This is a genomic window from Campylobacter sp. CFSAN093224, from assembly GCF_012897395.1.
Taxonomy (GTDB): domain Bacteria; phylum Campylobacterota; class Campylobacteria; order Campylobacterales; family Campylobacteraceae; genus Campylobacter_D; species Campylobacter_D jejuni.
This window is the reverse complement of record NZ_CP040607.1, coordinates 74,089-87,526: the sequence shown is the minus strand read 5'-3', so window position 1 is coordinate 87,526 and position 13,438 is coordinate 74,089. Positions and strand designations below refer to the sequence as shown.

Here is a 13,438-nt window from a genome sequence, read left to right as displayed (position 1 = left end):
AAATGATGAAAAAAGTGTATTTTTACGCCACATGCTTAGGAAGTACTGCTATGCAACAAAGCGTTTTAAATGCGATAAAACTTTTAAGGCGTGAGGGTATTGAAGTGATTTTCAAAAAAAATCAAACCTGTTGCGCCCAACCTTCTTTTAACTCAGGTTATTTCGATGAAAGTCGTGAGATCGCTTTATATAATGTAGATTTATTTGATAAAGATTATCCCATCGTTGTACCCAGTGGTTCTTGTGCGGGTATGATGAGTCATGACTATAAAGAGCTTTTTAAAAACAGACCTGAATTTTCCAAAATAAAAACTTTTAGCTCTAGAGTGATAGAACTTTCACAATACCTTGATGAAGTTTTAAAAGTAGATTATGAAGATAAAGGTGTACCTATAAAAGTAACTTGGCATTCTAATTGCCATGCTTTAAGAGTGCAAAAAAGCATACAAGCGAGTAAAAATCTTATCAAAAAACTAAAAAACGTAGAATTAGTAGAACTTCAATACGAAGAAGAATGCTGTGGTTTTGGAGGAACCTTTTCAGTAAAAGAGCCTGAAATTTCAAATGCTATGGTAAGAAGCAAAATCAAAGATATACAAAATAGCGGTGCAAAATATCTCATCAGTGGTGATGGAGGTTGTCTTTTAAATATAGATGGCACAATGAAAAGAATGGGTTTGGATATAAAAGGCATACATTTATATGACTTTTTACTTAAACGCTTAGAAGGAGGGAGACTATGAGTCAAAAAATTCCTCACGAACAAATCGTTCAAATTAAACTCAATGACAAACAAATGCAAGAAAATTTAATGACTGCCATGCATACTTTGCAAAAAAATAGACTCAATGTTATTGATGCTAGATTTAAAGACTGGCAGGGCTTAAGAGCTAAAGCTAAGCAAGCTAAAAATAATGCCTTAATGAGCTTAGAAGAAAGACTTTTAGAATTTGAAAAAAATGCTACAAAAAATGGCATTAAGGTGCATTGGGCAAGTAGTGATGAAGATGCCTGTGAAATCGTCTATGAAATCATGAAAGAAAAAAATATCACCAAGCTTTTAAAAGGCAAGTCTATGGCAAGTGAAGAAATAGGCCTAAATCACTACCTAGAAAAAAAAGGTTTAAAAGCTATAGAAACCGATCTTGGAGAGCTTATTTTACAGCTTAATGAAGAACCCCCTTTACACATAGTTGTACCTGCCATACATAGAAACCGCCATGAAATCGGAGAAATTTTCAAAGAAAAATTAGGAGCAAATTTAGAAAACGATGAACCCGAAAGTTTAAATGCGGTGGCTAGAGAACATTTAAGAAAAGATTTTGAAGGCTTAAAACTTGGACTTAGTGGGGTCAATTTTGCCATGTCAAGAGAAGGAGCTTTTTGGCTTATAGAAAATGAAGGAAATGGTAGAATGTGCACTACAGCACCTGATATTCATATCGCACTTTGTGGTATAGAAAAAATCATGGAAAGCTTTGAAGATGCGGCTACTATGGTTTCTTTACTTACTCCTTCAGCCACAGGACAATTTATACCAACTTATAACAATATCATTACAGGTCCTAGAAAAAATGGAGATTTAGATGGTCCTAAAGAAGTACATGTGATTTTATTTGATCACAATCGCTCTAAAATGTTAGCTCATGAGGATTATTATGAGGCTTTGCGTTGTATTCGATGCGGGGCTTGTATGAATTTTTGCCCTGTTTATGATCAAATCGGCGGACATGCTTATCAAACCACTTATCCAGGACCTATAGGAGAAGTAATCAGTCCTAATATTTTTGGTATAGATCATACAGGAGATATTTTGAATTTCTGTTCACTTTGTGGGCGTTGTTCTGAAGTTTGTCCAGTCCAAATTCCTTTGGCTGATCTTATTCGCAAATTAAGATGTGATAAAATAGGACAAGGTAAAAATCCACCTTTAGGAGCAAATAATGTTCATCACAATGCCCTAGAAGCCTTTGCTTTTAAACAATTTAAAAATATCGCAACCAATGGCGATAAATGGCGTTTTTCACTTTCAAAAGCACATTATTTCAACTGGACGGTACAAAATTTCGCAAGCATTTTGCCTGTGATTAAAAAATGGTACGCTTTTAAAGAATTACCTCAAATTAAAATGGATCTTTATAAAGAAGTGCAAAAACTAGAAGGAGTAAGCTATGAGTAAAATCGATGAAATTTCAAGCAAAAGCAAAGCAAATATTTTAGAACATCTTAAAAAAGCTTACAAAGAAACAACTTTCACACGCATTGAAAGTATAGATCCTGTAGAACATATCCAGACAACCCAAGATATGCTTACAGAAATGAAGCAAAAAATGAGCGATAACAAATACATCGTTGAAAATGCTACAAAAGATACCTTAGAAGAAAAAATCAATGAAATTGTCGCAAAATATAGCTTTAAAAGTATGATTTATGGAGCGGATTTAAATTTAAATTTAGAACAAATCAAAGCAGAAAAAAAGATTTGCTTTGATAAAGAAATCGAAAATTTAAGATCTGAAGTTTTTCATAGTGATTTTTCCATCATTCACGCAAGAGCAGGGGTAAGCTCTCACGGAGTTGCACTTATACCTTCAAGTAAAACCCAACCTAGAATGCTAAGCCTTGCACCTAAACTTTGCATAGTATTGCTTAAAAAAGAAAATGTTGTTAAAAGTCTTAGCGAAGCTTTAAATTTAGTAAAAAAAGAAAATGAAATTTTACCTACTAATATCTTATTTATAGCAGGGCCTTCAAGAACAGCAGATATAGAACTTATCACTGTTTTTGGTGTTCATGGGCCACAAATTGCACATATTATTATTTACTGATTCTATACTAGAATCAGTAAGTCTTAATTTTTAATATTAATTATATATATTTTTTATATTATACAAATATAAATAAAATAAATAATTTCTAATTAATAATATTTTAATAAAATATTATGTAATATTTCACTCAAATATATTAAATTAATTTTAAATATAAAAATTAAAGAAGGTGCTTTTAGATAAACTAATTCCAACTTGGAATGAAAAATACAGTATTCATGACACAATGATTGACATTCAACACCAAAAACTTTGTGAACTTGCAAGCAAGGTTGAAAGTGCTGTTTATAAATTTGTAAAACGAGAAGAACTCAAAGAAATTTTAACAGAACTTTTTAACTATATGAAAGAACATTTTAGTAATGAAGAAGATTATATGCAAGAAATTCATTATCCTTATTTAAATGAACACAAAATCATGCATAAAATATCATTCGTGATATGTCTTATCTTATACAAAACATAAAAACCACTAATGATTTAAAAGAGAAGCTTTACACAGTTTCTAAAAAATGGCTTTTAGAACATATACTCTATAAAGATGTGAAAGTTGAACAATACAGAAGATCTTCTTTAACTTCTGAAGATGATGGGGAAGTAAGCTTTGAAGAAGTCAAAGAAGAAAAAGATGATGAAAATACAGTTTATCTTTATACATGCGAATGCGTAGAACAAATGCATGATGTACCATTTGGAATTCATCAAAAAATTCAACTTAAGGGCGTAAAATTTAAATGTAAAAAATGCAAAGAAGCCATACAGTTTTATAAAAAATATTCAGAAAATTTCTAATTAACTATTTATGCGTTAAAATAATAAATAAAGTATAAGTTAGACAAAGAAGGAAATTTAAGGATAAAAAAATAAAATATTTTATTTTGGATAAATTTGACTATTCCTATCCTATACTAACCAAAGATACAAAATGCTCATTTTGTGAAAATTTTTTCTCGATAGAATATAGCTCAAACTTAAAAACAATAGAAAAAGAATGTCCATTTTACAATAATAAAATGGACATTAAGCTTAAAGACTAAGCCTTAGTTTTACTTACAATATTAATAATATTTGAAGCTACTTCATCAGCAAGTTCTAAATGAGAAGTAAAACCTACACAAGAACAATTAATCTCGCCTAAAACATATTTATCATTGCCCTTTTCATCAGTATCTAAAATAAAATCAGCCGTCCAAATCAATGGTAAGTCGTAATTGCCTAATTTTTCCCTTACCTTAGGAAGCTCGCCTAAAAACATATCCACCAAAGTTTTCCAATCTTCTGGCTTATCATAGCGATATTTTGCCCCACTAAAAAGCGTAGCAGAAAAAGCATCAGCATCTTCGGCTGGTTTTTTATGCACTACATTTACAGGGGTGTTATAAAGCATTAAAAGTCTGATTTCACCTTCTTTAATGCGCGGTAAAAAAGTCATATCCACAAGCATACCATTATCACCTATGATATATTGCTCGCAAAAATCCATAAATTCCCCAAGCTCTCTATGTTCTACATGATTATCCTTAGCTTCTGTACATTTGATTTTTGTGTTTAAAGGCAAACTATCTCCACTAACATTACCCTCTACACTCACACGCCAAATTCCCTCTCCTGTAGAGCCACGATTTTGTTTTAAAACCCTTTCACCTTTAGCCAAACTTTTTGGAAAATTTTCTTTAAAAGTCTTAATATCATAGTAAGCATAAGTATCGCTTGGAACAAGATCAGTATCTGCTAATTTTGTAAGTGCATCTTTAGCACCATAACCTATCATAGCATCAGGATGAGGCATACCTACAAGCTTATCGGCACAAAGTTTTCTTAACATATCAAAATACTCATTTTCTTCTTTAAGATTGCCAGGATTGATGCGAGAAACATAACCATCAAAATTTTCTTTCACATATTTGTAAATTTCATCTTTTTTACCCACTTCAAAAAAAATCACCTCAGCATTCCAACCCTTAGCTTTTAAGGCATTTACCATAGGCATGGTATCTTTTCTATAGCCATCTTCACCTTTATCACTCCCACCTTTAACTTCGAAAAAAACAATATTTTTTTTCATTATTTTACTCCTTATCTAAGATATAAATAATTATTGCATAAAAATATTACAAAAATTAAATAAAAATATTTATATATTTTATCTAGCGTTTATAAAACTGCTATTAGTTTTATAAGCGATTTCGATTAAGCTTTTACTTATCAAGCTTGATGTTTGTCCTTCTAGGCGGTTAAGAAATTTATCAATCTTATCTTCTTCTTTCCAAACAGGATTTGAAACATTAGCAAGTTTTTCAAGCTCCTTTTTAGCATTTTCATAATTACTAAGCTCATCTATAAGACCAAGCTCCTTAGCCTTGGCAGCTAAAAACACTCTTGCATTTGCCCATTGATCTTTTTTGTTAAGATCTAATGCTCTTTCCTTGGCAACAAAACCTGTAAAAAGATCATAACTTTGATCAATTAAACCCTGTAAAAAATTTCTTTCATTCTCATTCCAAGCTCTTGCAAAAGTTCCAGCACTTTTAAATTCACCCGCTTGAATAGTTTGTTCTTTAATACCGAGTTTATTAGCCAATCCGCTTAAATCAGCTCCTTGCATAATCACACCGATAGAGCCTATAAAACTTGCCGGATTGGCTAAAATTTTATTTGCTCCAACTCCTGCTAAATAACTTCCACTTGCCATAGTTCCGCTTGCATAAACAAGCACAGGCTTTTTAATTTTTAAATCCTTTATAGCTAGAGCTAGTTCCATGCTAGGAGCAAAAGCTCCACCAGGAGAGTCTATAACAAAAAGCACTCCTTTGATATTGCTATCATTTTTAGCATTGATAATTTTTTCCAAAACCGCAGAGCTGTCAAAAATTTCACCCTTTAAATCAATGCGTTCTAAATTTGCAAGATTAGAGCTTGAATTTGCACTAGGTATTAAAATCCATATAACAATCAACAATAAAACAAAGGTTTTAAAATAAGTATTGATAAATTTTATACCGCATCCTAAAGCCTTAAAAAATGATTTTAAAATTTGCATTCTTTTCCTTTTATAAATAATTTATCCACTTCCTTAGCATTTAAAATAAACTGCAAAGGAGCTTGCTTTTTATCACATTCTCCTAGCTCAAATACGTTAAAATCAGCAATTTTACCTTTTTTAAGCTCTCCTAAATTTAAATTTAAAGCCCTTGCAGGATAAAGTGTTACCATTTGCAAAAGCTTAGAGGCTAACTCTAATAAATCAAAATTCTTATGTATAAGCAAATTCGCGCGCATTTCATCAAGTAAAGACAATGAAATATTTGAGCTAAGTCCATCGGTTCCTAAATGGATATTTAATCCACTTTTTAAAGCCGTTTTTAAATCTAAGCTTTTTTGACTTAAAAGGCGATTTGAAAATGCACAATGTGTAATAGAATGTAAATTTTTATCTAACCATTCATATTCTTTTAGATAAACACAATGCGTAAAAAGAGTCCTTACTCCTTTAAAAAGTTTAACAAAATCCTTTGGTGTATAAAGAGGCTTAGGATGAAGTGTGAAATTTTCAAGCCATTTTTTAAAACCCCCTTTAGACTCTCTAAGCCAGATATTTTCAGCCTTACTTTCTAAAAAATGCGTACTAACTAGTAAATTTTGCTTTTTAGCTAAATCAAGAGCAAAATGAGCCAAACTAAGATGAGTTGAATAAGGAGAATGAATCGAAATTGCCGGGATAAAAAAATCATTTTTAAATTTCAAAGAATTTTCAAATCTTTTTAAAAATTCTTGTTTTTTATCTTCAACTTGATTTTCATTTGTACCCAAAATTTCATTAAAAAATACTATACGCATACCCTTGTGACTAGCCTTTAAGCAAGGATCTAAATCACTCCCAAAACTTGAAATTTCACCTATAGTGCCTATACCACTTTTTTGCATTTTTTTAATACTTTGAAGTATTAATTCTTCTTTGGCCTGTGCATTTAATATGGAACGAGAATTTATAACACTTTTAAGCCAAATTAAAAATTCTCCAAAATGTAAAGTTGTTGAATTTGCACTAAATTCTAAGTGTGTGTGAGGATTTATAAAAGCAGGTAAAATAACCGAATTTTTAGGTGTTTTGATGATTTTAGCCTTGGGATATTTTTTTCTTAAATTATCCAATTCACCCAATTCTAAAATTTTATCTTCAAAAACAAAGGCTTGATTTTCTAGTATCGTAAAATCTTCATCGCATAAAAAAAGATATCTTGCAGCAACTATAAACACGATTTTCCTTTCAAAAATTACATTGTAGCAAAAATTTATTTTTAAAATGTTATAATAAAAGGTTAAAAATAAATTTTTAAGGTTAAATCCATGAAAATAATGATTATCCAAGGCCCAAATGTTAATATGCTTGGCGTAAGAGAAGTGGGAATTTATGGTGCTATGAAAATGGAAGAAATTCATGAGCAAATGAAACTTGCAGCATCGCAAAACAATGTAGAACTTGACTTTTTCCAAAGTAATTTTGAAGGTGAAATCGTAGATAAAATTCAAGAATGCCTTGGAACAGTTGATGGAATTATTATCAACGCAGCAGGCTATACTCATACTTCAGTAGCTATTCGCGATGCTATTGCAGCAGTAGCTTTGCCTACAATTGAAGTACATATTAGCAATGTTTATCGCAGAGAAGAATTTCGTCAAAAAAGTCTTATAGCGCCTGTATGTTCTGGAACTATTGTTGGTTTTGGTCCTTTTGGCTATCACTTGGCTTTAATGGGTATAATTCAAATTTGCGAACAAATAAAAAATTTGCGCGCAATGCAACAAGCACAACAAACGAATAAATAATAATGCTAAAAATTCAAGGAGTAAAACACTTTGAAAAAAGTCGTTTTTTTCCTTTTTTTAGTCAAAATATACGATCTTTTAAATATTTAGCTCTTATAGGCTTAGGAAGCAATATAGAGCCCGAAAAAAAAAGATTTGATATGCTTTTTCGAGTAATGATGGATGATAAAAGATTTAAAATTTTATCCACATCTCCTATGTTGATAAATGAAGCCTTTGGTTTTAAAGAGCAAAAAGATTTTACCAATGCTGTTATGTTGATACAAACTAATTTGCATGCACGAGCACTTTTGAAAGTTTTACTTTACTATGAAGTAAAATTTAAACGCAAGAGAACTTTCAAAAACGCTCCTAGAACGCTTGATTTAGATCTTTTATACTTTTCACAAAAAGTCAAGCGTGATAAGTGGTGTGAGGTGCCTCATAAAGGGGCTAAAGAAAGAGTGAGTGTAATTTTGCCTTTAGGCATGATATAAGGAATATAAATGGGACAACTTATACATACTTTTACTGTTGAAGATACAGAACAAATTATACCCAAAGTAAAAGAAGATTACGGAGATAAAGCTTTAATTATAACAAATAAACAAATTCGTCCTAAAACCTTAAATCGCAGTGCGCTTTATGAGGTTATGGTAGCCATAGAAGAAAGCGACTATGAAGAACACTTAAAAAAACAAGGAAAATCTTTACCTGCAAAAAAAAGCTCGCCAAAACCATCTTCTACCTCTCTTGCAGAAGAAAAAATTAGATCTCAAATCCCTCAAGAAGATGAAGATGTAGTCTTGGATTTCTCAAACACTCGCTTAAATACAAATTTAAACACTATAAAAAACAATGACTTAACTAAAAAAACCTATCAAGATTTTCCGCAAAACAAAATCAACCCTCATCAAAATAAGACTCTAGGCTTTGATGATTTCAAAGAAAAACTAAGTGAAGTTAGCAATGAAATTTCTAAAGTCACAAACACACCTTTAGAAAATTACACCCCTAATCCAAATTATAATAAAAAAATAGAAAATTTTGAAAAGCAATTTGAAAAACAAATCAACAAGCTTAATGATAAAATAGATCTTCTTGCAGATATGATGTGGGACGATAAAGCTGAAGCTAGAAAAAATCTTATGATACCTCCTGAATTTGCAAGTATTTATAAACAAGCCAAAGAAAGTGGAATGCTTGAAAATCATCTAGAAGCGATTATGAAAGCAACTATAGAAAATATGCCAGCTGCTATGAAAACCAACAAAGATGCGGTTCAAAGATATTTTCACTCACTTTTAAGAAATATCTTGCCTTGTCGTGTTGAAAGCGATATAAAAAAACAAAAAATCATGATGCTAGTAGGCCCAACAGGAGTCGGAAAAACAACAACCTTAGCTAAGTTAGCTTTTCGCTATGCTTATGGAGATAAGCGTTATAAAACAGGTATTATTACGCTTGATACTTATAGAATCGGTGCAGTTGAGCAACTTTTTCAGTATGCAAAAATGATGAAACTTCCTATTATTGATAGCATAGAACCAAAGGATTTAGATGAAGCGATAAAAAGCTTAAATAATTGCGAAGTAATTTTAGTTGATACTATAGGAAATTCACAATACGATCAAAGCAAACTTGCTAAAACTAAAGAATTTTTAATGCACTCAAATGCAGAAATTGATGTAAATTTAGTGGTTTCTGCAAACACCAAACATGAAGATTTAATGGAAATTTATAAAAATTTTTCATTCTTAAATATTGATACTTTGATTATTACTAAATTTGATGAAACAAAGGTTTTTGGAAATATCTTCTCTCTTGTTTATGAAACAAATATTCCTCTAAGCTTTTTCTCTATAGGACAAGAAGTGCCAGATGATTTAGAAGTAGCCAATAGTGATTTTCTAGTTCATTGTATTTTAGAAGGGTTTAACAAAGGAAAAAATAATGAATAACCAAGCAAATAAACTTCGCAATCTCATGAGTCAAAATGGAACCAAAAAATCCCAAAACACTCATTTTATAGCTATTACAAGTGGAAAAGGTGGCGTTGGAAAAAGTACGATTAGCGCGAATCTAGCCAATGTTTTAGCAAATAATGGTTATAAAGTTGGGCTTTTTGATGCTGATATTGGCTTGGCAAATTTGGATGTCATTTTAAATGTACGCATACAAAAAAATCTCTTGCATGTTTTACGCGGAGAATGCTCCTTGGAAGACATTTTAATAGAAGTTAAGCCAAATTTATGGCTCATCCCAGGCGAAAGTGGAGATGAGATTTTAAAATATAATGATAAAAATATTTACGAGAGATTTTTAAATCAAGCAAGTATTTTAGATGAACTTGATTTTCTTATTATCGACACAGGCGCGGGTATTGGTGGAAATATTTTAAATTTTTTAGAAATGGCTGATGAAGTTATAGTAGTAACTGTTCCTGATCCTGCAGCAATCACTGATGCGTATGCAACCATAAAAACAACTTCTAAGACAAAAGAAAATTTACTAATGCTCTTTAATGTTGTAAAAAATGAAAATGAAGCTTTAAAAGTTTTTGAAAATATTAAAAAAGTTGCAGATGCAAACATTAAAAATCCTTTAAATTTAGAATTCTTAGGTCATTTAAGCGCTTCTAAAGATGTAAGTGGTAGTATTAAAAAAAGAACTTTATTTAGCGATGAAAACACAGCCTCAAGTGATGAGATTAAAGCCCTAGCTTCCAAGCTTTTATATAGATTGGAACGGAAAGTGCTTGATAATGTTTCAAATCGTAGTTTTTCAAGTTTTTTTAGAAAAATTATTGAAAGATTTTAGCAATAAAGAGAAGAGATTATGAGGCCAGAAAATTACGTAGCATTTTTCACTGTTTGTGGATTTTTTATAGGACTTGCATTTAGCATTATTAGTATAGATGAAGCCTTTGATATACTGATTTTTACTTGTTTTATTACTTTTATGTTTTATGTTTTTGTTCATATTGCTATTATGAATTTTATAGATGTAAAGAAAATTAGTGGCAGAATCTTTAATAAACACGATTATGAAAAAACTAGCAATAATATTATCAACGATTTAGTTATTCGTGAAAAGAAAATGGATATAATTTTAGAAAAGCTCAATGAAGAAAGAGAAGAGCTAAAGAAAAATGAATTCAAAGAAAGACGAAGAAATGCTAAAAGAGCCGCCTAAAGCTTATGCACAAATGCTAAAGAAAGAGCAAGATGAGCTTGTGCTTTCTTACATGCCAGCTCTGCGTGCTATGGCTTTTAGACTAAAAGAACGCTTGCCTTCAAGTATAGATGTTAATGATCTTATTAGCATAGGCGTTGAAGAAATGATAAAGCTTTCACGCCGTTACGATAAAGAACAAAATGATAACTTCTGGGGTTTTGCAAGAAAAAGAGTTAACGGCTCTATGCTTGATTATCTTAGAAGTCTTGATGTAATGAGTCGAAATAATCGTAAAATTATTAAAGATATTGATGCAATCATGGATGAATATTTTTTAGAACATGAATGCGAACCTGATGATGAGTATCTAGCCAAAAAACTTGATTTAGATGTAGAAAAAATCAAAGAAGTAAGAACAGCTCATGCTATTAGCTATACCCTGCCCATTGATGAGCAAATCGAACTTTATAATGAAGACAATACTTTAGAAAAAATTGAAAAAGAAGAACTTTTAGAAAAAATTCACGAAGTGCTAGATGATCTTAAAGAGCGCGATCAGTTAATTATTCAGCTTTATTATTATGAAGAATTAAGCCTAAAAGAAATCAGTGAAATTTTACAAATCAGTGAAAGCAGAATTTCACAAATTCACAAAAAACTTCTTAAAAAACTTAGAGAAAGGCTAGTGTAATGGCTGAGATACTCTCCCAAGAAGAAATTGATGCTCTACTTGAAGTTGTCGATGATAACACCGACACACCCATAGCCTCAAATTCAAAAGATGAAAAAGATGAAAGAAATATCGTTGTATATGATTTTAAGCGTCCCAACAGAGTTTCAAAAGAACAACTTAGGACGATTAAAGGCATACATGATAAATTAGCAAGAAATTTAGCCTCTCAAATTTCATCGATGATGAGAAGTATTGTTGAAACTAAACTTCATTCAGTCGATCAGATGACTTATGGGGAGTTTTTAATGTCTTTGCCAAGCCCAACAAGTTTTAACGTTTTTTCTATCAAACCTTTAGATGGAAACTGTGTTTTAGAAATCAATCCAAGCATAGCTTTTCCTATGATAGATAGACTTTTGGGCGGACAAGGTGATAGCTATGAAGCTTCGCGTGAGCTTACGGATATTGAGCTTAATTTGCTTGATTCTATTTTGCGTATCATTATGCAAAGACTTAAAGAAAGCTGGGCTACCGTAACTGAAATTTATCCTAGTATAGAAGCTAAAGAATCAAGTCCAAATGTTGTACAAATCGTATCTCAAAATGAGATTGTTATCATGGTAGTAATGGAAATCATCATAGGAAATTCAAGCGGAATGGTAAATATCTGCTATCCTGTAGTACATTTAGAAAGTATATTAAGCCGTTTAGCAAACCGTGATATTATGATGGGTGAAACCTCAGCCAAAAAATCACGCAACAAAGAACTTAAAACTTTAATCGGTCGTGCTGAAGTGGTATATGAGGCAATTTTAGGAAAAACCTTAATTAATGTTCATGAATTTTTAGAACTTAAACAAGGCGATATCTTAAGACTTGATAGAGAAGCAGATGATAAAGCTATAGTAAGCATCGATAAAAAAGATGTTTTCTTAGCACAAATTGGATTGCATCGTTTTAGAAAATCTATTAAAATTTTAGAACTTATACGCACAGATAAAGATGAAATCAAAGAAATTTTGGAAAAATACGAAGAAGAGCGTAAAGCTAAAGCTAGTGTTTATGATGAGCCTGAAGAGGAGGATGAAGAAATATGATCAATGATTTTTTAAAAATGTTTACAAATGAATGCATCAGCACCATTGAAGGTTTAACAGGAAAAAGTGCTGAATTTAGCGAATATAAAGAATTTGATGTCAATGCAAGCGATACTTTAAAAGCACCTTTAGTGTATGCTATATTTAATATAGCAAATGGTGGAAAAATAGGAATTTTAGCTGGTGCTGTTTTAATGAGTGCTATTGGTGAATGGATGATGGGTGAAGAAGAGATCACCAAAAACGATAAACTAGGTCCTGATGAAATGGATGCAGCTAAAGAAGCCATCCAAAATATCATTTCAGCATTTTCTACAACCTTAGGAGCCCAAAAAGACATTCCAAAAATGGATTTTAGCATAGAATCTTGTGAATTTGTGCCTGAAAGCGTAGATTTTAAAGATTTTAAAAAATTATTTTTATATGATGTAAAAATAGGCGATTTAGAAGAACAAGTTTCTTTAGCCATGGATCAAACACTCCATAACATCCTAAGCGGGAAACCTGCTGAAACAGGAAATACAAGCACTGATTCTAATCACATTACTGAAGAAAAAGCGATAATGCTTAGCGAAGAGCTTAAAAATATCAATCTTATCATGGATGTGCGTTTGCCTGTTCGTGTGCGTATAGGCAATAAAAAAATGCTTTTAAAAGATGTTTTAACTATGGATATAGGTTCAGTTGTGGAGCTTAATCAACTTGCAAACGATCCGCTTGAAATTTTAATTGGGGATAAAAGAATTGCTTATGGCGAGGTAGTAATTGTCGATGGTAACTTCGGCGTTCAAATTACAGAAATTGGTTCTAAAAAAGAAAGATTAGAACAACTAAGATAAAAAGTTTTAGCCTAC

The 13,438-nt window shown here is 31.3% G+C and carries 16 protein-coding genes; 13 read left to right on the top strand and 3 right to left on the bottom strand.

Going from position 1 to position 13,438, the window contains the following annotated elements:
• Positions 1 to 2: 2 nt before the first annotated feature.
• The 5 genes from FBF11_RS00380 (at position 3) to FBF11_RS08390 (ending at position 3,623) form a co-directional block, all read left to right on the top strand.
• Positions 3 to 743 (top strand): (Fe-S)-binding protein, encoded by a 741-nt coding sequence (locus tag FBF11_RS00380; protein WP_002851599.1) that lies wholly within the window; start codon positions 3 to 5, stop codon positions 741 to 743.
• Positions 740 to 2,179, top strand: a complete 1,440-nt coding sequence (locus tag FBF11_RS00375) for a LutB/LldF family L-lactate oxidation iron-sulfur protein (RefSeq protein WP_002851925.1) — start codon at positions 740 to 742, stop codon at positions 2,177 to 2,179. Before FBF11_RS00380 ends, FBF11_RS00375 begins: the two co-directional genes overlap by 4 nt.
• Complete coding sequence (locus FBF11_RS00370) at positions 2,172 to 2,828, top strand: lactate utilization protein C (protein ID WP_002851721.1); 657 nt, start codon at positions 2,172 to 2,174, stop codon at positions 2,826 to 2,828. The genes FBF11_RS00375 and FBF11_RS00370 overlap by 8 nt, the downstream gene beginning before the upstream one ends.
• A 172-nt stretch (positions 2,829 to 3,000) precedes the next feature.
• The gene (locus FBF11_RS08395) at positions 3,001 to 3,297 is read left to right on the top strand and encodes a hemerythrin domain-containing protein (protein ID WP_002864365.1); all 297 of its coding nucleotides are present in this window, start codon (positions 3,001 to 3,003) and stop codon (positions 3,295 to 3,297) included.
• Positions 3,273 to 3,623 carry a cation-binding protein gene (locus tag FBF11_RS08390; RefSeq protein ID WP_002851815.1) on the top strand — a complete coding sequence of 117 codons (351 nt, stop codon included), beginning with the start codon at positions 3,273 to 3,275 and terminating at the stop codon, positions 3,621 to 3,623. Before FBF11_RS08395 ends, FBF11_RS08390 begins: the two co-directional genes overlap by 25 nt.
• 241 nt (positions 3,624 to 3,864) lie before the next feature.
• Here the strand turns inward: FBF11_RS08390 and FBF11_RS00360 are convergent, their stop codons facing one another.
• The 3 genes from FBF11_RS00360 to FBF11_RS00350 form a co-directional block, all read right to left on the bottom strand.
• Positions 3,865 to 4,896: a Cj0069 family protein gene (locus FBF11_RS00360; RefSeq protein ID WP_002851763.1), complete on the bottom strand. Its 1,032-nt coding sequence runs from the start codon at positions 4,894 to 4,896 to the stop codon at positions 3,865 to 3,867.
• 78 nt (positions 4,897 to 4,974) lie between these two features.
• Positions 4,975 to 5,871 (bottom strand): signal peptide peptidase SppA, encoded by an 897-nt coding sequence (gene sppA / locus FBF11_RS00355; protein ID WP_002851869.1) that lies wholly within the window; start codon positions 5,869 to 5,871, stop codon positions 4,975 to 4,977.
• Positions 5,859 to 7,088 carry a metal-dependent hydrolase gene (locus tag FBF11_RS00350; protein WP_057042241.1) on the bottom strand — a complete coding sequence of 410 codons (1,230 nt, stop codon included), beginning with the start codon at positions 7,086 to 7,088 and terminating at the stop codon, positions 5,859 to 5,861. Before FBF11_RS00350 ends, sppA begins: the two co-directional genes overlap by 13 nt.
• A gap of 90 nt (positions 7,089 to 7,178) precedes the next feature.
• On the opposite strand from FBF11_RS00350, the gene aroQ reads away from it, so the two are divergent.
• The 8 genes from aroQ to fliY are packed head-to-tail and all read left to right on the top strand — an operon-like array spanning position 7,179 to position 13,423.
• The gene (gene aroQ / locus FBF11_RS00345) at positions 7,179 to 7,658 is read left to right on the top strand and encodes a type II 3-dehydroquinate dehydratase (RefSeq protein ID WP_002852001.1); all 480 of its coding nucleotides are present in this window, start codon (positions 7,179 to 7,181) and stop codon (positions 7,656 to 7,658) included.
• Between the two features lie 2 nt (positions 7,659 to 7,660).
• Positions 7,661 to 8,134 carry a 2-amino-4-hydroxy-6-hydroxymethyldihydropteridine diphosphokinase gene (folK, locus tag FBF11_RS00340; RefSeq protein ID WP_002851803.1) on the top strand — a complete coding sequence of 158 codons (474 nt, stop codon included), beginning with the start codon at positions 7,661 to 7,663 and terminating at the stop codon, positions 8,132 to 8,134.
• A 9-nt stretch (positions 8,135 to 8,143) separates the two neighbouring features.
• Entirely contained in the window at positions 8,144 to 9,598 is a 1,455-nt protein-coding gene (flhF, locus tag FBF11_RS00335; RefSeq protein WP_057042240.1) for a flagellar biosynthesis protein FlhF, read from the top strand.
• Entirely contained in the window at positions 9,591 to 10,457 is an 867-nt protein-coding gene (flhG, locus tag FBF11_RS00330) for a flagella biosynthesis ATPase FlhG (protein WP_002851985.1), read from the top strand. Before flhF ends, flhG begins: the two co-directional genes overlap by 8 nt.
• 18 nt (positions 10,458 to 10,475) lie before the next feature.
• Complete coding sequence (locus FBF11_RS00325) at positions 10,476 to 10,832, top strand: membrane protein (protein ID WP_002851727.1); 357 nt, start codon at positions 10,476 to 10,478, stop codon at positions 10,830 to 10,832.
• A complete protein-coding gene (locus FBF11_RS00320) occupies positions 10,813 to 11,505 on the top strand; it encodes an RNA polymerase sigma factor FliA (protein ID WP_002851943.1) in 693 nt (230 codons plus the stop codon). Before FBF11_RS00325 ends, FBF11_RS00320 begins: the two co-directional genes overlap by 20 nt.
• Positions 11,505 to 12,584, top strand: coding sequence for a flagellar motor switch protein FliM (gene fliM / locus FBF11_RS00315; protein ID WP_002851710.1), 1,080 nt, complete (start codon positions 11,505 to 11,507; stop codon positions 12,582 to 12,584). Before FBF11_RS00320 ends, fliM begins: the two co-directional genes overlap by 1 nt.
• A complete protein-coding gene (gene fliY / locus FBF11_RS00310) occupies positions 12,581 to 13,423 on the top strand; it encodes a flagellar motor switch protein FliY (protein WP_057042239.1) in 843 nt (280 codons plus the stop codon). Before fliM ends, fliY begins: the two co-directional genes overlap by 4 nt.
• The last annotated feature ends 15 nt before the right edge of the window (positions 13,424 to 13,438 follow it).

Coding starts and splice junctions, on each gene's coding strand:
- FBF11_RS00370 (WP_002851721.1), top strand. CDS start 2,172: ATGAGTAAAATCGATGAAATTTCAAGCAAAAGCAAAGCAAATATTTTA.
- folK (WP_002851803.1), top strand. CDS start 7,661: ATGCTAAAAATTCAAGGAGTAAAACACTTTGAAAAAAGTCGTTTTTTT.
- fliY (WP_057042239.1), top strand. CDS start 12,581: ATGATCAATGATTTTTTAAAAATGTTTACAAATGAATGCATCAGCACC.
- flhG (WP_002851985.1), top strand. CDS start 9,591: ATGAATAACCAAGCAAATAAACTTCGCAATCTCATGAGTCAAAATGGA.
- FBF11_RS00320 (WP_002851943.1), top strand. CDS start 10,813: ATGCTAAAAGAGCCGCCTAAAGCTTATGCACAAATGCTAAAGAAAGAG.
- FBF11_RS00375 (WP_002851925.1), top strand. CDS start 740: ATGAGTCAAAAAATTCCTCACGAACAAATCGTTCAAATTAAACTCAAT.
- flhF (WP_057042240.1), top strand. CDS start 8,144: ATGGGACAACTTATACATACTTTTACTGTTGAAGATACAGAACAAATT.
- aroQ (WP_002852001.1), top strand. CDS start 7,179: ATGAAAATAATGATTATCCAAGGCCCAAATGTTAATATGCTTGGCGTA.
- FBF11_RS00325 (WP_002851727.1), top strand. CDS start 10,476: ATGAGGCCAGAAAATTACGTAGCATTTTTCACTGTTTGTGGATTTTTT.
- FBF11_RS00360 (WP_002851763.1), bottom strand. CDS start 4,896: ATGAAAAAAAATATTGTTTTTTTCGAAGTTAAAGGTGGGAGTGATAAA.
- FBF11_RS00380 (WP_002851599.1), top strand. CDS start 3: ATGATGAAAAAAGTGTATTTTTACGCCACATGCTTAGGAAGTACTGCT.
- sppA (WP_002851869.1), bottom strand. CDS start 5,871: ATGCAAATTTTAAAATCATTTTTTAAGGCTTTAGGATGCGGTATAAAA.
- FBF11_RS08390 (WP_002851815.1), top strand. CDS start 3,273: ATGTCTTATCTTATACAAAACATAAAAACCACTAATGATTTAAAAGAG.
- fliM (WP_002851710.1), top strand. CDS start 11,505: ATGGCTGAGATACTCTCCCAAGAAGAAATTGATGCTCTACTTGAAGTT.